Source organism: Martinezella lusitana (genome assembly GCF_016901135.1).
Taxonomy (GTDB): Bacteria; Pseudomonadota; Alphaproteobacteria; order Rhizobiales; family Rhizobiaceae; genus Rhizobium; species Rhizobium lusitanum_D.
In genome coordinates this window covers 73,679-93,153 of record NZ_JAFEVL010000030.1, presented here as the reverse complement: position 1 = coordinate 93,153, position 19,475 = coordinate 73,679, and the positions used below count along the sequence as shown (strand labels likewise).

Annotated in this window: 20 protein-coding genes; 16 read left to right on the top strand and 4 right to left on the bottom strand. The window is 59.7% G+C overall.

The window, feature by feature from the left end; translation table 11 throughout:
• The first annotated feature begins 5 nt into the window (after nt 1–5).
• Together JTP94_RS11605 and JTP94_RS11600 are read left to right on the top strand one after the other, a co-directional pair.
• On the top strand, nt 6–302 hold the full coding sequence (locus tag JTP94_RS11605) for a YkgJ family cysteine cluster protein (RefSeq protein ID WP_204850641.1): 297 nt from the start codon (nt 6–8) through the stop codon (nt 300–302).
• Between the two features lie 102 nt (nt 303–404).
• On the top strand, nt 405–818 hold the full coding sequence (locus JTP94_RS11600) for a DoxX family protein (RefSeq protein WP_204850640.1): 414 nt from the start codon (nt 405–407) through the stop codon (nt 816–818).
• 247 nt (nt 819–1,065) lie between these two features.
• Here JTP94_RS11600 and JTP94_RS11595 read toward each other — a convergent pair whose 3' ends face one another.
• Nucleotides 1,066–1,716, bottom strand: coding sequence for a phosphoribosylanthranilate isomerase (locus tag JTP94_RS11595; RefSeq protein ID WP_204850639.1), 651 nt, complete (start codon nt 1,714–1,716; stop codon nt 1,066–1,068).
• A gap of 191 nt (nt 1,717–1,907) precedes the next feature.
• Here JTP94_RS11595 and JTP94_RS11590 point away from each other — a divergent pair, with 191 nt between their 5' ends.
• The 10 genes from JTP94_RS11590 to JTP94_RS11550 all read left to right on the top strand — a co-directional run bounded on the left by JTP94_RS11590 (nt 1,908) and on the right by JTP94_RS11550 (nt 12,215).
• Nucleotides 1,908–2,690 carry a GntR family transcriptional regulator gene (locus tag JTP94_RS11590; RefSeq protein ID WP_204850638.1) on the top strand — a complete coding sequence of 261 codons (783 nt, stop codon included), beginning with the start codon at nt 1,908–1,910 and terminating at the stop codon, nt 2,688–2,690.
• A 34-nt stretch (nt 2,691–2,724) separates the two neighbouring features.
• Nucleotides 2,725–3,795, top strand: a complete 1,071-nt coding sequence (locus tag JTP94_RS11585) for a BMP family protein (protein WP_246754836.1) — start codon at nt 2,725–2,727, stop codon at nt 3,793–3,795.
• A gap of 38 nt (nt 3,796–3,833) precedes the next feature.
• Complete coding sequence (locus JTP94_RS11580; protein ID WP_204850636.1) at nt 3,834–5,444, top strand: ABC transporter ATP-binding protein; 1,611 nt, start codon at nt 3,834–3,836, stop codon at nt 5,442–5,444.
• Nucleotides 5,441–6,565, top strand: a complete 1,125-nt coding sequence (locus JTP94_RS11575) for an ABC transporter permease (RefSeq protein ID WP_204850635.1) — start codon at nt 5,441–5,443, stop codon at nt 6,563–6,565. Before JTP94_RS11580 ends, JTP94_RS11575 begins: the two co-directional genes overlap by 4 nt.
• Nucleotides 6,562–7,563: an ABC transporter permease gene (locus tag JTP94_RS11570; protein WP_204850634.1), complete on the top strand. Its 1,002-nt coding sequence runs from the start codon at nt 6,562–6,564 to the stop codon at nt 7,561–7,563. The genes JTP94_RS11575 and JTP94_RS11570 overlap by 4 nt, the downstream gene beginning before the upstream one ends.
• 44 nt (nt 7,564–7,607) lie before the next feature.
• Nucleotides 7,608–8,672 carry an ADP-ribosylglycohydrolase family protein gene (locus JTP94_RS11565; RefSeq protein WP_204850633.1) on the top strand — a complete coding sequence of 355 codons (1,065 nt, stop codon included), beginning with the start codon at nt 7,608–7,610 and terminating at the stop codon, nt 8,670–8,672.
• Nucleotides 8,665–9,633: a carbohydrate kinase family protein gene (locus JTP94_RS11560; RefSeq protein WP_204850632.1), complete on the top strand. Its 969-nt coding sequence runs from the start codon at nt 8,665–8,667 to the stop codon at nt 9,631–9,633. The genes JTP94_RS11565 and JTP94_RS11560 overlap by 8 nt, the downstream gene beginning before the upstream one ends.
• Nucleotides 9,634–10,202: 569 nt before the next feature.
• Nucleotides 10,203–11,135, top strand: a complete 933-nt coding sequence (locus JTP94_RS11555) for an alpha/beta hydrolase (RefSeq protein WP_204850631.1) — start codon at nt 10,203–10,205, stop codon at nt 11,133–11,135.
• The gene (locus tag JTP94_RS35775) at nt 11,132–11,260 is read left to right on the top strand and encodes a hypothetical protein (protein WP_271023609.1); all 129 of its coding nucleotides are present in this window, start codon (nt 11,132–11,134) and stop codon (nt 11,258–11,260) included. Before JTP94_RS11555 ends, JTP94_RS35775 begins: the two co-directional genes overlap by 4 nt.
• 25 nt (nt 11,261–11,285) lie before the next feature.
• Entirely contained in the window at nt 11,286–12,215 is a 930-nt protein-coding gene (locus tag JTP94_RS11550) for a sigma-70 family RNA polymerase sigma factor (protein WP_204850630.1), read from the top strand.
• Nucleotides 12,216–12,403: 188 nt separating this feature from the next.
• On the opposite strand, the gene JTP94_RS11545 is transcribed toward JTP94_RS11550, so the two are convergent.
• A complete protein-coding gene (locus JTP94_RS11545) occupies nt 12,404–13,315 on the bottom strand; it encodes a LysR family transcriptional regulator (protein ID WP_204850629.1) in 912 nt (303 codons plus the stop codon).
• Nucleotides 13,316–13,455: 140 nt separating this feature from the next.
• On the opposite strand from JTP94_RS11545, the gene JTP94_RS11540 reads away from it, so the two are divergent.
• The 3 genes from JTP94_RS11540 to JTP94_RS11530 all read left to right on the top strand — a co-directional run bounded on the left by JTP94_RS11540 (nt 13,456) and on the right by JTP94_RS11530 (nt 15,600).
• Nucleotides 13,456–14,058, top strand: coding sequence for an NADPH-dependent FMN reductase (locus JTP94_RS11540; protein WP_204850628.1), 603 nt, complete (start codon nt 13,456–13,458; stop codon nt 14,056–14,058).
• Between the two features lie 88 nt (nt 14,059–14,146).
• Nucleotides 14,147–15,019 carry an NmrA/HSCARG family protein gene (locus JTP94_RS11535; protein WP_204850627.1) on the top strand — a complete coding sequence of 291 codons (873 nt, stop codon included), beginning with the start codon at nt 14,147–14,149 and terminating at the stop codon, nt 15,017–15,019.
• Between the two features lie 50 nt (nt 15,020–15,069).
• Nucleotides 15,070–15,600, top strand: coding sequence for a hypothetical protein (locus JTP94_RS11530; RefSeq protein ID WP_204850626.1), 531 nt, complete (start codon nt 15,070–15,072; stop codon nt 15,598–15,600).
• Between the two features lie 204 nt (nt 15,601–15,804).
• Here the strand turns inward: JTP94_RS11530 and JTP94_RS11525 are convergent, their stop codons facing one another.
• Nucleotides 15,805–16,647, bottom strand: coding sequence for a S1/P1 nuclease (locus JTP94_RS11525; protein WP_204850625.1), 843 nt, complete (start codon nt 16,645–16,647; stop codon nt 15,805–15,807).
• 237 nt (nt 16,648–16,884) lie between these two features.
• A complete protein-coding gene (locus JTP94_RS11520) occupies nt 16,885–17,853 on the bottom strand; it encodes a heparin lyase I family protein (protein ID WP_246754834.1) in 969 nt (322 codons plus the stop codon).
• A gap of 923 nt (nt 17,854–18,776) precedes the next feature.
• Here JTP94_RS11520 and JTP94_RS11515 point away from each other — a divergent pair.
• On the top strand, nt 18,777–19,460 hold the full coding sequence (locus JTP94_RS11515; protein ID WP_204850623.1) for an invasion associated locus B family protein: 684 nt from the start codon (nt 18,777–18,779) through the stop codon (nt 19,458–19,460).
• The last annotated feature ends 15 nt before the right edge of the window (nt 19,461–19,475 follow it).

Sequence of the window (19,475 nt, the reverse complement as noted above, 5' to 3'; positions counted from 1 at the left end):
CGCCAATGACCTTCGCTATTGACTTTGACTGTCAAGCCTGCGGCGCTTGCTGCTCGTTTTCGCCCACTTGGCCAAGATTTTCCACAGAGACGGAAGCTGAGCTCGACGCTTTACCGACGCGTTTTGTCTCGGAGGATCAAGGAGGAATGCTGTGTCACGGCGCGCGTTGTTCTGCTTTGGCCGGCCGCGTTGGTTCGAGCACATCATGCTTGGTTTATGATCTTCGGCCAGATGTTTGTCGCGCTTGCGTTCCGGGAGATGGAGCGTGCCTGGAGGCCCGCTCGTCTTTTGGGCTCGACTAGCGGAGGCGATCGCTCCGGCAAAATAAATCTTCCCAGCCCTGTCGGAATCCCCTTCTGTTGGCCGTCCTTGGAGCATCAACCGCTTCAACCCGGAGGAACATCGTGGAAAGCGCTCAATCGGCGTGGCAGACCGCCGCCATTCTCATCGCCCGCCTGATCTTCGCCGCCGTCTTTCTGATGGCAGTCTCGTTCAAGTTCATGGATATGGGCGCGACCGCCAGCTACATCGCCGCCGCCGGCTTCCCGTTTCCGCTGTTGCTGGCCTGGTGCGCGGCGATCCTCGAAGTGCTGCTGGTCATTGCCTTTCTGACCGGCGTATTCTTCACACCGGCGGCCATCGTTGCAGCCGTTTATGTCATCTTCCTCGGATTCTCATTCCACGGCCCGTCGCACTGGGCCGGCAACCAGGCCGAATTCGGCTTCTTCGTCGACCACTTTACGTTCGTAGCCGGTCTGTTCTTCGCCGCTGTGCATGGACCGGGGAGCGTGCTTGCCGTCAGAATGGGCCGGCCGTGAGCGGACGGATCTCGTGATCAATCCGGAAGTCATTGCCAAAAGGCGAAAGGCTCTCAGCCGCATAGGGGCGGCGGAATGAGCGTTGACCATCGGCACGAATGCCAGGTCCTGACTGTCGCTCGAACTGGTTGACGACGCCGTGGCTCCAATCAGCTTTGACAGATGTGATCTCAGGCCGTCGGTTCCAACCCCATCAAGGTAGCGCTTGTTTCGGGTTCCAGAATTGACGTTTTGGCTTCGCGCCAGGCTATCCATAGACCGCCCTGCAGACAGCCTCGCATTTGTCGAGGTCGAGCCAGCCATTCGTGCGGATGCCCGATTCCATATCGATCCAATAGAGGTCGCCGGTGGATGCGCCGATAGCAGCGATGATGGCGGCGACATTTTCGGACCGGATGCCGCCGGAGTAGCCGCAAAACGGTCCGTTTTTGGGAAGCGTCGGCCATGCCTTTGGCGCAGCTCCGGTGCCGAAAGACGTATCAAACAGCCAGTCCAGGCGAGTTTCATCCGGAAAGGCCTCCTTGCATTGAAGCATGGTTCGCACGCCCAACCGCCGACCGAAGCGCCAGGTATTGTCAACCTGCGCTGGCGAACTGCCGGAGAAGCTGTGATTGACCTGAATGCGTTGAAAGCCGGTGAGGTCGAGCGATACGGTGTCGGGTGCATTGGCGATCTTCGATGCCTCGCCCCCGCAGACATGGGCGGCGAGCCGCAGGCTGCCTGCGGTCAGAAAGGCTTTGCGTGCTTCCGCATCCGGAAACAGGGGTTTTTCCTCCTGCGCATCATCGACAAGCATGCCCCATTCGATCGGATAGCGCGCCGAAAGGCTCTGCAAATCGCCGATGAGTCTTGTGTCGTCCAATCCGGTGAAAGCGATAAAGGCTGGGGCCTGAGCCATGGATGTTCCTCGATTTATTGCTCATGCGAGCATGTGCTCGTGCAAGCAAGTTTTTCCTGATCATATTGGTACGTACCAGACATGTCAATTTGGTTGCAACTGGCTATGGAAAGGCGGTGTCATGATTTTTTATTGACATACTGGTACGTACCATATAGTCATAGCCAATGGTCACTTCGGAAGTGGATGCGATGGCTGACTTGTTGGACGAAGCAGGCGATGTTGAACTGACGGGACCGGCTGCGACCCCGTCAGACGCGCCGCTTTACCGGCAATTGGCTGCGAAGCTGAGGGCGGAAATCGAGAGCGGCTCCCGAGGGCCGAACGAGCTTTTACCTTCGGAGCGTGATATCGCGGTTCACTATGCAATGAGCCGCGACACAGTGCGCAAGGCCGTCCGGCTTCTGGAAGAGCAGGGGCTACTCTATAGCGAGCACGGCCGGGGAACATTCGTCGCGCCGTCGTCGGTCAGGGAAATGTCGCGATTTCTCGACAGCTTCTCGCAAGATACCGAAAAGCGCGGTGGTGTTGCCGGTCAGGTGATCATCTTCGTCGAGCAGGCGCCGGCCAACCTCGCGATTGCGGGTGTTCTCAAGATAGAGCCGCGGCAGGCGATCACGCGCGTAAAGCGCATTCGCACCATCGATAGGGCTCCGGTCGGCATTCACGATGCCTATCTGGCGCTTCCGCCGGGCGCCACCTTTACGGCGGAAGATCTGGTTCGGGCGGGCTCGCTATACAAGCTGCTTGGCAATCGTTTTGGTCTAAACGCGGCGGAGGGCCTCGAAAGTCTGAGTTCGGTTGCGGCCAATGCCGAGGATGCGAGCCAGCTTGGCGTAGCCATCGGCGCGCCCCTGCTCTTGTGCGAGCGCATCACGCTTTCCGAGCGCAGGCAGCCGATGGAATATTGCGAGATGAAATACGTGTCGAGTTATCGCTACACGACACGCGTCAACAAATTCAGTCAAAAATAAAAATAGAGCAACCTCAGAGGGTTACATTATGGGAATGATCAGATTGGGCGCCGCTCTGCGGCGCGTGCGTGCTATTGCTTTGTCTGGCGGCATGGTCCTTGCGGCGATGACGGCGGGTCATGCGGAGGACCTTAACCGCCCACCGCAAAACATCGTCTACTTTGTCAACGGCACGCTCGGCGACAAGTCCTTCTTCGACTCGGCCGAGCGCGGGATCCAGCGCGTCAAGAAGGAGCTGTCGGTTTCGACCCAGACCGTTGAAGGCGGCGTCGATCCGACCCGTTGGGAAAGCGCGATTATCGACCTCGCCGAAGGTGGTGACTACGATACGATCGTGCTCGGTACCTATACGATGGTGCCCATGGTCGAGAAAATCGCGCCGCAGTTTCCCGATATCCGCTTCATCCTCTTTGACGGCGCGGTGGACTATTCAAAATGCAAATGCGGCAACGTCTACTCCATCCTCTTCCGGCAGAACGAAGGCGCCTATTTGGCTGGTGTCCTTTCCGCGCGTCTGACGCAGGCGGGAGTTGCCGATATCGCCGCCGGCAGCCCATTGGGCACCGTCGGCGCCATGCAGATCCCCGTTATCGATGACTTCCTGGTCGGCTACGAGGCCGGAGCCAAATCCGTTCTGCCTGATGTCAAGGTGTTGAAGCAATACGCCAATTCCTTCAGCGATCCGGCTACCGGCAAGGAAATCGCCAAGGCGCAGTTCGGCCAGGGGGCCAGCATCGTCTTCCAGGTCGCCGGTGCGACCGGACAAGGTGTCATCGAAGCGGCGGCCGAAGCCGGACGCTACGCCATCGGTGTCGATTCCGATCAGGCCCTGATCTACGAAACCTCCCGTCCGGATACTGCCAAGCGCATCGTCACATCCGTCATGAAGAATGTCGACAATTCGGTCGTCCGCTCGATCACGTTGATGAAGGACGGCAAGCTGCCGCTGGGTACGGCGGAATCGCTTGGCCTGAAGGAGGGCGCGATCGGTCTGGCAGACAACAAGTTCACTCAAGCTATCGTTCCGTCGGCTGTCATGAGCGAGGTCGACAAGGTCAAGGCTGATATCATTGCCGGCAAGGTGAAGGTTCCGACCGCCTTCTGACCGGGTGTGGTCTCATCTCTTGCGAGGAGCTTCTTTCGATGGAGCATCACCCTTCTGGCGCCAACAGAATGGCGCCAGCCATAGAGCTGCGCAATGTCAGCAAGCGCTATGGCAACGGCACCTTGGCGAATGAGGACGTTTCGCTGACGATCGAGCACGGAGAAATCCATGCGATCTGCGGCGAAAACGGTGCTGGCAAGTCGACGATCATGAAAATGATTTATGGCCTGATCCAACCGAGCGTCGGCACAATCCTGGTCGATGGCATCGAGCGTCATTTCACCCATCCAAGCCAGGCAATCGCCGCTGGTATCGGCATGGTGGCGCAACATTTGAACCTCATCCCCTCTTTCACCATTGCGGAAAATGTCGTGCTCGGTCAGGAACCCGTCGGGCGAGGCGGGCTCCTTGACCGTGACACGGCCACCGCTGCGGTCCGGCAATTGGCGAAGTCCTTCGGGCTCGATGTCGATCCGGCTGCACGGGTGGGGGATGTTTCCATTGGGATGCAGCAGCGCACCGAGATCCTGAAGACCCTTTATCGCGGCGCGCGGATCTTGCTGATGGACGAACCGACCGCCGTTCTTACACCACAGGAGACGGACGAGCTTTTTGTGGCGATCCGCCGGCTGGTTGCGTCGGGCGTCACGGTCGTCGTCATTACCCATAAGCTTGCCGAGGTGAAGGCGATTTCCGACCGGCTGACGGTGCTGCGCGATGGCCGCGTGACCGGGCATGCCGATACCGCCAACATTGATCACAGGACCATTGCCGAAATGATGGTCGGCCGGCCGCTGGCGCCGCAGGTCGTCAAGCGTGTAGACACAAGCGATCGGCAGCCGCGCGTGCGGGTGCGTCAGCTTGGTTATGTCAACGCGCAGGGCAGCGTGCGCCTGTCCGATATCAACTTCGATGTCGCGGCCGGCGAGATTCTCGGCATTGCCGGGGTCGAAGGCAATGGGCAGAATTCGCTGGCGCGTGTACTGAGCGGGCTGGCTGCGCCGCATGCGGGAGCGGGCGACCTCGATGGCGCGACCTTTACCAGCCGGGGCGTTCGGGCCGCGCGCAAATCCGGTGTGGCGACAGTTCCCGAGGATCGTTTGACCGAGGGTGTCGCGGTCAATCTCGACATCGAGAAGAACATCGTTGCGACCACCTATTACGAACCGTCCTTCTCCTCCTTCGGCTGCTTGAAGACCGGTGCAATCGGCAAGTGGGCTAAGGGTCTGATTAAGCAATTCGAGATCAAGACAGCCTCAGCCAAGACGCCGGTCGGCGCGCTTTCCGGCGGCAATATGCAAAAGGTGGTCATGGCGCGCGAAATATCGGGCGAGCCGAAGTTCCTCATCGCCGCGCAGCCGACGCGCGGCGTCGATGTCGGTGCGGCCGGCTCACTGCGGGACGAACTGGTGGCGCTGCGCGACCGCGGCGCGGCCGTGCTGTTGATCTCAGCCGACCTGGAGGAGGTCTTAAGCCTTTCCGACCGGATTGCCGTACTCTTCAAGGGTGAGATCGTCGCACATTTTCGTGCCGACACAGCCGACCAGCGCGAGATCGGCCTTTATATGACCGGGCTGAAGCGCCAGCCGCAGGCGGCAGCGACGCTCGACGCCGTCTTCGCCGCCGGTCCACAGGAGGCAATCGCATGAGTGCATCGCCAAGCTCTGCCTCTGGCATCGGCGCCCAGATCGTGCGCCTCATCTTCGTTCTCGCCGCCGCCCTCGGCTGTGGCTTCGTGCTGACGGCTTTGGTCAGCGCCGAACCGTTAAAAGCCTATGGCGCACTGCTGACAGGCGCCTGGCCGGATTTCGGCTGGAACAGCGCGGGACAGTTTTCGGTTCGCCGGATGACCCGGCTGGGCTCGTTGCTCGAAGACGCAACCACCTTGACGCTGCTCGGCCTTGCCGTCGCCATTCCCTTTCGCGCCCGGCAGTTCTCGATGGGTGCGGATGGTCAACTTTTTCTCGGAGCGATTGCTGCCGCTGCCGTTAGCCTGATGCTCGGTGGCCCGGCGATCATTGTCATTCCCGCGGCCTGCCTGGCGGCAATGACAACCGGCTTCCTCTGGGGCCTGCTGCCGGGCGTGCTGAAAGCCCGCTTCGGCGCCAGCGAGATCGTCACCACCTTGATGCTGAATGTCATTGCCGTTCAGTTCTATCGCCTGGTCATCACCTATTGGCTTCGCGATCCCTCCGCTGGATTCATCACCACCCCGCCATTGCCCGCCGCCTCTGTGCTGACAGCGCTGCTTACCCGTACCAACGTGACGGTCATGGGCTTCGTGGCCATCCTGGCCGCCGTGGCCGCATGGTTCCTGATCAAGCGGACGACCGCCGGCTATGAAATCTCCCTTGTCGGCGCGAACCCGCGATTTGCCGAACAAGTTGGTATCCCCGTGAAACGCGCCACGGCGCTCTCCATGGCATTTGGCGGTATCTTCGCGGGCCTTGCCGGCTTCCATACATCGAATGCGCTTCTGAAAGCCTTGCCAGTCGATCTCTCGCCGGGCCTCGGCTTCGAGGGCATCGTCGTAGCTCTGCTTGCCCGCAACAATCCGCTCGTCATCCCGATCGTGGCGATCCTCTATGCCTATCTCCGGGTCGGGGCGCAGGTGATGGAGCGCAACTCCGACGTCACCCGCGAGATGGTCATGATTATCCAGGCCTTCATCATCCTGTTCGTCATTGCCGAACGTTTCGGCCCGGCCCTGCTGACGGGCTGGCTGCGGGCGCGATCATCGGCGAGGGCCGGAAAGGAGGCGCGCGCATGAGCACCGAACTCATCCTGTGGGGTACATTCCTCGGAACGCTACTTGCTGCCATATTGCGGGCCTCCGCCCCGATCATCCTGTCCGCCTTCGGCGGCCTGATTTCCGACCTTGCCGGCAGCATCAACATCGCGCTCGAAGGCATCATGCTGGTCGCCGCCTTCTTTGGCGTCATCGCCTCAGCCTACTCGGCAATCTGGTTTCCCGGTGCTCCGCACTGGCTGCACCCGTGGATGGGTTGCCTCGCCGGGCTGACCGCCGGTGTCATAATTGCTGGGTTGCTCGCGGTATTTCACCTCGAGCTTGGCGCCGACATCATCGTCGCCGGCGTCGGCATCAATATCCTGGCCTCGGGGCTTACGGTCTTCCTGCTCGTCTCGATCACCGGCGACAAAGGGTCCACCGCGACCTTGACCAGCTACGCCTTGCCGTCGCTGCATATTCACTTCGTCGACACTATCCCGATCATCGGGACGATCCTGAACGGCGACGGCTTTGCTGGCCACAACATTGTCGTCTACGCAGCACTTCTCGCCACGCCGTTCTTGTCGCTATTGCTCTATCGCACCCGTTTCGGGCTGAGACTTCGTGCCGTCGGGGAGAATCCGGATGCGGCCCTTGCCGCCGGCATCTCGGTCAAGCGCGTGCAATATGCGGCGCTGTTGCTCAGCGGACTGCTGGCCAGCCTTGGCGGCGTCTTCCTGAGCATGGGCTATCTCACCCTGTTTCAGGCCGACATGACCGGCGGCCGGGGCTTCCTGGCGCTTGCTGCCGTGTTTCTCGGCGGCCGCCGGCCGCTCGGCACGTTGATCGCCGCCGTCGTCTTCGGCGCGTCGACCGTGTTTGCTGCGCAGCTCGGGAGCTACAATGTTCCGAGCCAGATTGTCTTCATGATCCCGCCGGCACTGACCATCCTCGCCTTGGTGTTCTTCAACATCCAGCAGAAGCGCCGGATAGCCAGACGGATCACGCGGGCTGCGAGTGCTTTGCGCCCCGCCTGATGCCGAGAGCTTTCACAAAATAAACGATAAGAAACGGACCAGGGATGACAACAAACAAGTATTACGATCCGATCCTCGCCTCCCTTGCGCTCGCCGGCATCGGCGATGCGCTCGGCGCGCCGACGGAGCTTTGGGGAATAGACGAGATTTTCGCGCGTTACGATGGCCTCGCTGATCGGTTCGAGGAGCCGACGCCGGATACGTTCGCGGGCGCCAACAGTGGTAAACGCGGTGAGGTCACGGACGATGCCAGCCAGATGTATTATCTCGCCCGCGCCTTGGTGAAGGCGGGCGGCCGTCTCGATCAAGCAGGCTGGATCGCCTGCCTGCTTGACTGGGCCGAGACATCGCCAAAGGCCGGCTTCATGGGCCCGACCACAGCGGCGATTGTCGCCGCCTTGCAGGCAGGGGAAGGCCTTGATCGCGTCGGCGTCGTCGGTACATCCAAGCGTAAGCTGACGACCATGGGCAACACCAATGGCGCCGCCATGCGCGTTGCGCCTGCCGGTCTTGTGCATCCCGGCAACATCGCCGCAGCTTGCGAACAGGCGCTGGTGACCTGCCTGCCGTCTCACGATACCGACGTTGCCATTGCGTCCGCCTGCGCAATTGCCGCCGGCGCGGCCATGGCCCTTGTGGAACGCGACATCGATGCCGTCGTCCAAGCGTGCCGCAAAGGTGGCCTGATCGGCGCGCGGTTGGCGGTCGAGCATGCGCGCGTGCCGCCCGGGCCGCGTTTTTCAACCCGGCTAGATATGGCGCTGGAGATTGCAACACGCGCGACGGACGACCGTCAGTTCCTTTATGATCTCGATGCAGCCATCGGCGCGTCGATGCTCGCATGCGAATCCGTACCGGCCGCGATCGCCATCTTCGCTTATGCCAAGGGCGATCCGCTGCGCACCGTGGCGCTGGCGGCAAGTGTGGGCAACGACACCGACACCGTCGCCACCATGGCCGGTGCGATGGCGGGCGCCATGGCCGGTACGGCAAAACTGCCGCAAACGTTTTACCGCGAATTCGTCGCGGTCAATGATGCGGAGTTCCATTTACAAAATCTCGCGGCCGGACTGGCCGATATCGCCTTGGAGAATAGCAGCGATGGCTGACAGCAGCACCGAACTCGCGATCTTCTTCAGGGAAAACGCGGACCGCACTTTCGATGTGCTCGCCTATGGCGATCCGAACATCGACTATGTCTTTGAGACCGTGCGGGTGCCCCTGGCCGACGAAAAGCTCCTTGGCCGCCGTCTTGGCACATTTGCCGGGGGTACCGCCGCCAATGTCGCCTGCGCTGCAAGCCGCCTGGGTGTTCGCGTTGCGGGCTATGGACGTGTGGGCGGTGATGCCGAGGGTCAACTGCTGCTGACAGCCAACGGAGAGGCCGGCGTGTCGAATGCATTCCTGCGCGTCGTCGAACAGCCGACGGCAGCGGCAACGATCATTATCGACGCTTCCGGCGAAAAGGCGCTCGTCTATGCGCCGATGCCGGGCGAGCCGATGGACGAGGCGGTATTGTCGGCTGCACTTCGGCAAAGCCGGTTGCTTTACGCCATGCCCTATGACCTCACCGAGTTCCGGCAGATCACGGCCCTGGCACATGCTGCCGGCGTTGCGGTCGCCATCGATATCGAGGCAGCCGTCGCGCCGACCCGCGAGCGCCTCGATGCCCTGCTGGAATGCTCTGATATCGTCTTCATGAATGAAGGCGGCTTTCGCGCCACGTCCGACGCGGACATCTCAGTTGAAACCATTCGTCCGCTTCTGGACAGGGGTCCGCAATTGATCGTCGTCACCATGGGCGCCGCAGGCGCTATCGCCTGCAGCCGCACCGCATGGGCCGAACACCCTGCTTTTCCGGTCAGGATGGTCGACGCGACGGGCGCTGGCGACTGTTTCAACGGCGCTTTCCTGGCCGCTTGCTTTAAAGACCGTACGCTTGAAGACAGCCTCGCTTTTGCCTGCGCGGCGGCAAGCATCGCCGTGTCGGCAGTCGGCGCGCGAACCGCCTTACCGACGACGGAAAACGTCGAGAGTTTGATTTCGGGTCAACCAGTTGGGAGAGCATGAGGTATTGATGATGTAGACGCCCGCGACGGCGCCGATGTGTGGCAAAGTGGGATTGGTTGAACCTACATTGGAGCTGGGCGTCATAAGCGAAGTTCGTACGATTGGTTTGGATCTGGCGAAGACTGTATTTCGGTGATTTCACATTGTTTGTGGCTTAGCGGTCCTTGGATAATTCATTGAGGTATGAACATGCCCGCCGTCAGCTGTAAGAACCATCTTTTCCCACCGCAGATCATTGCCCGTGTGTGGTTCGGCGTTGACGGATGACCTCGTGGTCACCGCGATTTAGTCCCTTGAAGTTATTGGTGAACTTTAGAGTCGAGTGTGGTCACGATCGGCGCCGATCGTGACCACACTCTCTAGCTCGATAATTATATTATAACAGATAGTTGTGCTCGTTCCTGGCGGGGTCGTTCTTCAAGGCCTGTTTACACCCAGGTCCGAGGTAACTGCCACCGTTGAGGCGTTGCATCTGCCGGCAACGTATCCTTTCGCTGGATTCGTCCGTCTTAGCTGTTGAAGGGCGGTCATCCTCGACATCGCCCTCCTAAACGGATTGGAGCGTGGCAATGGAGAGCAAGCAGAGTTTGGCGAACAAGATATACTTCGAAACGCTCGCGGAGGCTTGGCGCAGCGGTAAAGAATTGCCGCCGGAAGTCTCCGAGTGGTCTGTTTTGACGGCAGAACCGGGCGGCGTCGATTACGTCGAGACGAACCTTAGCGACAAGACCGCGCTGTGGGTTCAGCCAAAACTGGCGGACAAAGATCGGGTCATGCTTTACGTGCACGGCGGTGGCTATATTGGAGGATCGATCTGGACCCATCGCAAGATGGTCGGGCACCTCGCCAAGGCGATTGGCTGTCACGCTTTGATCGCCACTTACGACTATGCGTTTCAGAGTAAGTTCCCGCGTCAAATCGAGCAGGCCGCGACCGCGTTCGAGTGGCTGGCCGAGCAGGGTATCGAGCCGAAGCACACTATAGGTGCAGGCGATTCCGCTGGCGCAGGCCTGATCATTGCGGCCGCGATGAAACTCCGAGATGCGGGACGTCCGCTGTCGGCCGCGATCCTCAGTATCTCTGGCTGGCATGATCTGTCGGCGAGCGGGCTCTCTTACGAAGCTAACCGCGAGAAGGACGCCTTCTTTCAGAAGGCGACCGTGGATATGCTGGCATCGCAAGTACTCGGAGGGGCCGATGCCCGTCATCCATTCGCCAGCCCAATCTTTGCCGATCTCAAGGGCTTGCCGCCGATCTATCTGCAGGCGGGCGAAGACGAAACCCTGCTCGACGACAGCCGAGCGCTCGCCGACCGTGCGAAGGCCGCCGGCGTCGAGGTGCGCTTAGAGGTATTTCCGGGGATGCTGCACTCGTTCCAGATGATGGCTGGCCGTGCTCCCGAAGCCGACGACGCGATAGAGCGGTTTGCACAATGGGTCCGCCCCAAGATCGGTCTGACCGGAACCGCGGCAACACGCGGTGAAAGTCAGGAGGTCGCATGACTCGCAAATTGAAAGTGGGCAAGCGTGCATTTGAAGACGCTGACCATGAGCTCTTCCGTGTGAAGCTCGTCGATAGACATCGCTTCAAGAATGGTGTCATGGTCCTCACCCATGTTCCTCAATGACGCTAGTAGGTGGTAGGTGAAGAACATGCCTGAGCGACCGATCGGCCTATTCGACGCGCGGTATCGAGCCTTCCTCGAGACGGTGTCAGGCGTCCGCGCCCAACTGCATCGCTACTGCGCCCGTATGACCGGCTCACGGCTCGACGGTGAGGATATCATGCAGGAGACGCTGTTCGAGGCCTACACGAAGATCGAGACCCTCGATGATGCCCGCAGGCTAAAACCCTGGTTATTTCGCATCGCTCACAATCGCTGCATCGACTTTCTGAGGCGGCGCGATGCGCGCGAGCGTGCGGAGAGCGCCTATTCGGACGACATCGGCGTCGTCGCTGCAGCGCCGGCGACGACCGATGCACATCGTGCCATCGAACGGCTGGTTGGCCACCTGCCGCCCAAGGAGCGCGCCTGCGTCCTCCTAAAGGATGTGTTCGACTATTCGCTGGAAGAGACCGCAGAACTCGTGGACTCGACGGTTGGCGGCGTCAAATCCGCGCTCTCCCGTGCACGGGCGAAGCTCGCCGACTTGCCCGCTGAACCTACCGGCGAACCGAGCCGTCCGCTTGATCCCGACACCGCGCAGCTTTTGCAGCGCTATGTTGACCTCTTCAACCGCCATGACTGGGATGGCGTGCGGGGCCTCACCAGCGCCGATGCTCGGTTGCGGGTCGCCGATTGCTTCGACGGCCTGCTCAGAAGCTCTCCCTATTTCGCCGAATACGAGCGAAACCCAGAGACGTGGACCATGGAGTTCGGGGCGATCGACGGAGAGCCTGTCCTGCTCGTGCTCTTCCTGCGAGGCGACCAGTGGGAGGTCGCGTGGCCGGTTCGTGTCCATGTCGCCGGCCGCGTCATCGACCGCATCGAAGACTATTATGCCTGCCCGTGGGTCATAGGAAACGCCTCGGAGTCCGATTTGAAACTCATGACTGGGCCAATCGCCTTGCGAGGAGCATGACGAAGGCGGCGTAGAGGAAGGTCTCGAACAGGCGCTCGCGGCTATGCCGCCGCCGGATGGCCGAGGTCCACATCTGATCTTCCAAGCGGACTTGGAAAACCGCTTGGAATCACATCGAAACCCAGCCATCCACCCCAAATTCGAGTTTCAAGACAGAGTCTTAGCGAGGTTCGTAACCTATTGATTTATCAAGTGTCTACTTGTGCGCTGATTATTTCGGCACGTATCCTGCCGACAACGGAATCGATGAAAGCCGAAACGGCCAATGGCAGGTGAGCCCGGTTGGGGTAGACGACGCTCATGCCGAGATTGCGACGCATGTATTGGGGCAACACCGGCACCAGTCGGCCAGCCGCGAAATCGGCCGTCCCCAATATCGGTGTTAACGCGATGCCGAGGCCTGCTATCGCCGCCTTTCGGATCGCTTGCGCGGTATTCGCCATCACGCGGCCGGTGACCGTCACGTCCTCCTCGGTGCCGTCGGGACCTTGGAGACGCCAGGTCGCATAGTCCCGGGCTTGTGGCACAAACAGACAGTCATGGCGGGTCAGATCCTGCAATGTGGCTGGCGTTCCGCGCGCGGCGAGGTAGGAGGGGCTGGCGACAAGTCCGATCGAGCTGGTTTGGATCTTGCACATAACATAGTTCGGCCCATGCGTTGCGTTCCCTCGGAAGGCGACATCGATGCCCTCTTCGATGAGATCGACGGTAGCGTCGCTTAGGACGAACTCGATGCGCACTTGCGGGTGGGAGGTCAGGAATTCGGCCACCCATTCCATCCTGTAGAAATCGAAGAAGTCGGCGGGCATCGTCACACGTATCAGCCCCTTGGGTACCCGTGCGCCAGCAATCAGATCCTCTCCCGCTTGTTGCAGTCCGTCCACGGCCGCGGCGCTGTTGCTGTAGAGTTCATGCCCGGCATCGGTGAGTTTCAGCTTCCGGGTCGATCGATGCATCAGCCGGGCGCTGAGTTGCTCTTCCAATTCCTGAATGCGCCGGCTGACCGTATTGGCGGGGATCCCCAGACGACGTCCGGCCTCCGCGAAACTGCCGAAGCGAACAACCTGTACGAACAGGCCGATGTCATTCAGGTCGAGCATCGTCGATATTCCTTCCAAAAATGGGGGAGTTAAATCCGATATCTCCATCTAGTCAATCAAATGTGCTGAGGCCACTTTTAGGAACAGCGGGAATTGCACTCGGTCCCGCCGGTTCGATCAAAGTGAAGGAAGCAACCCACATGTCCAAGAACCCACATATCGGCATCGTCATCGGCTCGACGCGAGAGGGCCGCTTCAGCGAGCGGGCGGCCGCATGGTTCCACAAGATTGCGGCTCCGCGCACCGATCTCAGCGTCGAACTCGTCGACCTGCGCGATTACCCGATGCCATTCTTCGATGAGCCGGCTTCGCCGGCCTGGATGCCACCGAAGGATCATATTGCAGAGCGCTGGGCGGCGAAGCTGGCCGAGCTTGACGGGTTTGTCTTCGTCACACCCGAATACAATCACGGATACAGCGCAGTGCTGAAGAACGCACTGGATTATGCCTTTCAGCAGTTCAACCGCAAGCCGGCCGCCTTTGTCGGATACGGCGGCGTCGGCGCTGCACGCGCCATCGAGCAACTGCGCATGGTTGCCGTCGAACTTCAGATGGCGCCGATCCCCAAGTCTGTGAACGTCGGCATGACCGAGTTCCTTGGCATCTTGCAGCAGGGCAAGGATTTTGCGGATTTTCCACATCTCGAACAGGCGGCAGTCGCTTTGCTGGATGACCTGTCCTGGTGGAGCCGCACGCTGCAAACCGGGCGCCAAGCTGCGTCCGCACAGGCGTCCATTGACTGATCGTTTTGGGGCCGCCGCTCGGCCCAAAAAGGGCTCATGCCAAGCGGCGGCGGCTCGCCAAAACGGGTCGAATGAAAGGAGATTGGTCATGAGTCAAAAGCTTGCGGTCGTCGTCACGGGAGCCACGGGCCAACAAGGTGGCGCGGTGGTGAAGAATCTGCTCGGGCGCGGTCACGAAGTTCGCGCCATCACGCGCAATATTGATTCCGCGAAGGCGAGGGCGCTTGCATATGCGGGCGCCACGCTTGTCCGCGCGTCACTCGAAGACACCGCCGCGCTCACGAAGGCGCTCGAAGGAGCGACCTCCCTCTTTGCGATGACGACGCCATTCGAAGGAGGTCCGCAAGCCAAGACGCGACAAGGTATCTTCGCCGCGGACGCAGCCAAGGCTGCAGGCGTACACCTGGTCTTCAACTCGGTCGGCTCCGCCAATCGACAGACAGGCGTCCCGCACTTCGACAGCAAGTACGAGGTCGAAAAACACATCGCCAAGATTGGCGTGCGCGCCACGGTCCCGGCGCCGGTCTATTTCATGGAGAACCTCTATTTCGGCAAGGAGCAGCTCGCGAAGGGCATCTACGCCACGCCGCTCCCGCCGACGAAGCAGCTCGCGCAGGTCGCCGTCGCGGACATCGGGGCCGTCGCCGTTCGCCTCCTCGAGGCCCCAGGCCGCTTCTCAGGCAAGCGATTCGACCTCGGGGGCGACGAACTCACGGGCAACGACGTTGTGGCCATCCTTTCGCGCGTCACCGGTCGCCCGTTCACCTATTTCCGGGTCCCGTTGGACGTCATTCGCCAACGCATGGGTGAAGACGGCGCCAAGATGTACGAATGGTTCGACCATATCGGCTTCACGTTCGATCGCGCAGCGCTGCGTCGTGAATTCCCCGACGTCTCCTTTCACGACTTCGAGTCGTGGGCGAAGTCGCAGGATTGGAACACGCTTCTCCAAGGCACCTAGGACGACCATACGTCCGCCAAATTCCCCAACCCATGAATGAGGTTATACCAATGAGCCGGATCCCAACCCACACAGTCGAGGACGCCCCTGCCGCATCGCAGCCGCTCCTGCAAAAGATCGTCCAGTCCATCCCGATGGGGCGCCCCGCGAACCTGCATGCCCAGATGGCGCATTCTCCGGCGGTCCTGACGGCGTACACATCGCTACGCGCCGTGCTTGCCGAGCACACCACCTTCGACCCGAAGGTGGGTGCGGCCCTGACTCTCGCGGCTGCGGCCGGGGTCGGTAACAACTATATGACCCGTATCGCCAGTCGGCTCGCTCAGATGAATGGCTGGACCGAAGAGCAGGTCACTGCCTTAACGACGGGCACCTCGACAAACGACGCCAAAATCGATGTGCTGGCCGGCCTGGTCAGGGAAGCGGCTGCCAATTCGGGAAACGTTACCGACGCCACCTGGAAAGCAGCTCAGCTCGCCGGCTGGAACGATGAGCAACTGGCTGACGCGTTTGCTTATCTGGGAGCCACGGTATTCACGGCATACTTCCTCAACTACGCACAAACCGACTTGGATCTCTGAGCGCATCAAGTGGTCTGCGGAAGGTCATTCCTTCGACCTGCTGGGCAAAGGCTGAATGAAACATCCCATCGCCATTTAGGATGATATTGCATCGGTATGGAGGTGACGATGGAAAAGCCCGCATCCAACGGCACCACGAGACTCGGATATTGGCTGTTTGACCCAGATAGGCTGACAACCGTGTAGATATCTTCTTCCGGCAAGCTACTTTGACAGCCTGGCGTTCAGAAGTCCTGCCAGACGAAGACCACCTGTCGCGAGTTGCTTGTCGAGGATATCGCGTACCGCGGTTTGATATTGCGGCCCGACATGGATATTGCCATCTGGGCCTTGCGGCGGTGTCAGGCTATAGACCGTTTTAGCCATCATGTGACATTCGTTTATCCATTCGGTTGCGAAGTTCGCATCAGTCGGCGGCGCTGCGATGCCGGGGACTACGCTGTCTTCGAGTCGCTGGACATATGATCCCCAGCTCCATTCGGCCGCGCCGATCAGATAGTCGTCCCAGACGGCATGCAGCTTTACCGTCCCGACGGGCAGGGCGCTGTGGTCGGGTGCGGTGAATTCCATCACGACAGGAGTGGTATTGCCGCCGCCGTCGCCGTTCTTTTCGCCGCAGTGAAGTGGCTGTGTGGAATCCCCGACGAGATGGATGAGCAGAAGGAGATCTCTGCGGCGAACGGAGGCGTCACGGGCCTTGTCCGCGACTGAAACCGCAAGATCATTGAGTGCAGACACCAGGCATCCGGTGTGAGGGCAGTCATCTGATGAATATTGGTCTTTCGTGATGTCGATATCGACGAAGTGCCACGGCTTAGTAGCCTTTCCCTCCGGCGTATTTTTGTAGTCGTCAGCCCAGCTTGCAATTGACGCCATCGACTCCGATCCAAGCAGATCTTGAACTGCAGATGCCGTGGATGAGCTCAGATGCCGCATCACGATTTCCGCGATGATTGAGTGCCCGCGATCACCCCAGGCGAAGGCATCGCCGGCGCTGAGCAGGGCTAACACCGATATCGTAATCGTTGAAGGCAGGGATTTTTTCATGCGAAACATCCTCTTCTGGAATACGAGATTGGTGTATGTCGAGGTTGGTCATAAGTGCTGCGATCCTGGCTTTGGATGGAACGAACCAGTCTGGTGTCGATCCAACATCGCAACCAGCCAATTGCGCCTGTTGTAGACTACGCACGGTACCTTGCTCGTCGGCAACACCGCTCCTAGCCGAGGTGCATGCCGGGGCCGTTTCCATGCAAGCCTTGGCTGGAAGGCCTCGGTGCGAACTCAATGGGCGGAGCAGAGCGGTGCGAGGCCATCTTTGCTGGATGCCTGCGAGAATTCGTCAAACTGAAAGCTGAAGGTTCCGGGAATACGAAGGCGGTAGGTTCCGAATTTGAAATACGGACCTTCCAATGCGAGGGGCGTGTCCTTCTTGAGCGTGGCGCCGAGATTGCCCCGGACGGAGACGATCTTTTGGCCGTCAGCCCAGATATCGATCTCTCCTTTTCCTTTTGGGCCGTATTCGTTGTCAGTACGCCCCGGCTTGATACGATACATCATGTCGACCCAGCCTTTGCTTGGATCCGGCAGCGCTCTGTTCGCTTCGGGTATTATTTCGATGTTTGCATTGCCAAAGTACTTTTCCGGCTCGGCTACGAAGGAAAGAGCGCTGAACTGGGAGACCAGGGAGCTATCGTTCAAGCCGAGCGTCTCTGAAAGCTTTTTACCTTCAGCAGGATTGCTATTCGGACGAAGGGTCTTCAGTAGGTCCTCCGTGAAGAACTCATCCGTAAGACCGGGCTGTGTTTTTGCCAAAAGGTCCAGTGACTGCAAGGATTTTACCGCGCTGACCGCACGTTCGTCGTGAGGATCGAGTTTTGCCAGGAGATTCTGGGCCGCGACGAGGCGGTCGGGATCACCTTCCGCCTTTGCGACGACGCGTCGGATTTCGTTATCCTGGACCGTGATATGGAAGACGCCGTTGTCAAAGCGCTGCGCGATCATCGGACTGTGATCACCGGGCCCCTTCCATTGCCCTATGACGGATCGTGCGCTCCCACTGGGCGGCACGTCCCCCTTTATGCGGAAGCTGAATGCATACCAGGTCTCGTCTCCGAACGACGGCCAAGATGCCTTTGCCGTTCGCAGCTCGGCACGCTGGCAATCGTCCTCACATTTGATCCCGTTGTCTCCGTCGCGCGTGATGATCTCGATAGCCGAGAAGCCACATCTGCCCGGCGCTATGAAGCCCATCTGCTCCGGGAATATCTCCTGGGTCGTCCACTTCGACGTGTTCAGGGGCCCTGAATCGAAACTATCCTGGAGATCCTTCGCGGATGAGCCGCCAGCCAAGAAAGCAAATGAAAGGCATAGTATCCGCCTGCGCACCAAGCTCTCCCCGTATTTGAACGAATGCGCTGAATTAGAACTCTATCAGATGCCCGGGAAAGTTGAAGTGACATATCGTAATTTCTTGATTAGGTATTTGTCAGTCAAATGGCCTGACACCAGCCTTTTCAGGCGAAGCGGATGCTTGCTGCTCCGGCAGAGCGATCCGACTTCGCGTCACTGGAGCCGGCTTGTGGTGAGAATTGAGTTGGCTATGTCTAGACTACGGGTGTCCGCGGTTCGCATCCATCGCACGTGGCCTATTGTTCCCAGATTCGAAGCCCATCAAGGCGAGCATTTTGCAGCCGTGCCTCTACATGATCGAAAGGCGTGGCACGGATGACGCCGGCCCGATTCCGTTAGGGAGAAAAATCCGAACCCGCGACGAGCATCGATATCATCGATCCATTCCTTTCGAGGAATACGGAAGAGGACCGGGTTCTGCTCCCTGAGCGCGCGCGTGGGGGGATGGCAGGGGTAAGGCCATCCGGGCACAACAAAGGGCGAAAAAATTCTTGGTATGGTTGAGGATACGTGAATTGAATTACACGACTATCACGATCAACAACCGCAAATGTTGCAAAATAAACACGCCTCCCTAAAAACGAGCGCGAGCTATTATCATGTGCGCACTACTTATCGCTGTATCGATTGGAAGTCTGCTATTGAGCTGATCAAGCCGATGATCGGCCGCGCCTTTTCGGGCGCCTTTTCATGAATTTGATGATCTGTCGATGAGCAGGGGCCGCCTTGCTCAATCCAATGATTTTGACTTTGGGAAGGTTTGCATGGCGTCTGCAGCTTTGAGTTACATGTTTTCGATCCAGAACCTAGCGTCCGCGATACTCATGTCATCTGTCTTATATGCTTCTTCCGGCATGGCTCAAGAACAGCCGGGGGCAGGGGTGGTAGCGCCGACGAATGCGGGCACCCAGCCGAATTCCGCCGGGGCGGCAAACGGACAACAACAGCCGGCACCACAAGCCCGCGTGCAGAAGTTCGAGGACTGGTACTATCGCTGCGTCGACGGCAAGGCGGCCGATGGTTCGGCGATAACGAATTGCGAAGTGGCGCAAATCGCGACGGTGAAGCAGGGCGAGCAGGACGTCAACATTTTGACCTTGGCGATCGCCAAAGCGCCTGCGACACCCGCTCCCACACAGAAAAGCGGTAAGGCGGCGGCAAATGATCTCGTGCTGACGGCGCTCGTGCCGCTCAACATGTATCTGCCCTCGGGCTTGAGCATCGACGCGGGGGACAAGCCTGTCGTTCAGCTTGCCTATCGCAACTGCAACCAGGCCGGCTGCTGGTCGCAGCAGAAGCTGGATGCAAAGATGGTCGCGGCACTTACCAAGGCGACAGAAGGCACCGGTCACGTGCAGATGATGAATGGCCAGAAGGTCAACATCAAATTCTCACTTAAAGGTCTGTCGGCGGCGCTGGATGCGCTGCAGAAGTCTGCCTCCAACTAACGCGGCGGCAGGTTA

What these genes read in the sequence shown, in the direction of transcription:
- JTP94_RS11605 (WP_204850641.1), top strand. Translation starts at nt 6, where the DNA reads ATGACCTTCGCTATTGACTTTGACTGTCAAGCCTGCGGCGCTTGCTGC.
- JTP94_RS11595 (WP_204850639.1), bottom strand. Translation starts at nt 1,716, where the DNA reads ATGGCTCAGGCCCCAGCCTTTATCGCTTTCACCGGATTGGACGACACA.
- JTP94_RS11590 (WP_204850638.1), top strand. Translation starts at nt 1,908, where the DNA reads ATGGCTGACTTGTTGGACGAAGCAGGCGATGTTGAACTGACGGGACCG.
- JTP94_RS11585 (WP_246754836.1), top strand. Translation starts at nt 2,725, where the DNA reads ATGATCAGATTGGGCGCCGCTCTGCGGCGCGTGCGTGCTATTGCTTTG.
- JTP94_RS11580 (WP_204850636.1), top strand. Translation starts at nt 3,834, where the DNA reads ATGGAGCATCACCCTTCTGGCGCCAACAGAATGGCGCCAGCCATAGAG.
- JTP94_RS11575 (WP_204850635.1), top strand. Translation starts at nt 5,441, where the DNA reads ATGAGTGCATCGCCAAGCTCTGCCTCTGGCATCGGCGCCCAGATCGTG.
- JTP94_RS11570 (WP_204850634.1), top strand. Translation starts at nt 6,562, where the DNA reads ATGAGCACCGAACTCATCCTGTGGGGTACATTCCTCGGAACGCTACTT.
- JTP94_RS11565 (WP_204850633.1), top strand. Translation starts at nt 7,608, where the DNA reads ATGACAACAAACAAGTATTACGATCCGATCCTCGCCTCCCTTGCGCTC.
- JTP94_RS11560 (WP_204850632.1), top strand. Translation starts at nt 8,665, where the DNA reads ATGGCTGACAGCAGCACCGAACTCGCGATCTTCTTCAGGGAAAACGCG.
- JTP94_RS11555 (WP_204850631.1), top strand. Translation starts at nt 10,203, where the DNA reads ATGGAGAGCAAGCAGAGTTTGGCGAACAAGATATACTTCGAAACGCTC.
- JTP94_RS35775 (WP_271023609.1), top strand. Translation starts at nt 11,132, where the DNA reads ATGACTCGCAAATTGAAAGTGGGCAAGCGTGCATTTGAAGACGCTGAC.
- JTP94_RS11550 (WP_204850630.1), top strand. Translation starts at nt 11,286, where the DNA reads ATGCCTGAGCGACCGATCGGCCTATTCGACGCGCGGTATCGAGCCTTC.
- JTP94_RS11545 (WP_204850629.1), bottom strand. Translation starts at nt 13,315, where the DNA reads ATGCTCGACCTGAATGACATCGGCCTGTTCGTACAGGTTGTTCGCTTC.
- JTP94_RS11540 (WP_204850628.1), top strand. Translation starts at nt 13,456, where the DNA reads ATGTCCAAGAACCCACATATCGGCATCGTCATCGGCTCGACGCGAGAG.
- JTP94_RS11535 (WP_204850627.1), top strand. Translation starts at nt 14,147, where the DNA reads ATGAGTCAAAAGCTTGCGGTCGTCGTCACGGGAGCCACGGGCCAACAA.
- JTP94_RS11530 (WP_204850626.1), top strand. Translation starts at nt 15,070, where the DNA reads ATGAGCCGGATCCCAACCCACACAGTCGAGGACGCCCCTGCCGCATCG.
- JTP94_RS11525 (WP_204850625.1), bottom strand. Translation starts at nt 16,647, where the DNA reads ATGAAAAAATCCCTGCCTTCAACGATTACGATATCGGTGTTAGCCCTG.
- JTP94_RS11520 (WP_246754834.1), bottom strand. Translation starts at nt 17,853, where the DNA reads ATGGGCTTCATAGCGCCGGGCAGATGTGGCTTCTCGGCTATCGAGATC.
- JTP94_RS11515 (WP_204850623.1), top strand. Translation starts at nt 18,777, where the DNA reads ATGGCGTCTGCAGCTTTGAGTTACATGTTTTCGATCCAGAACCTAGCG.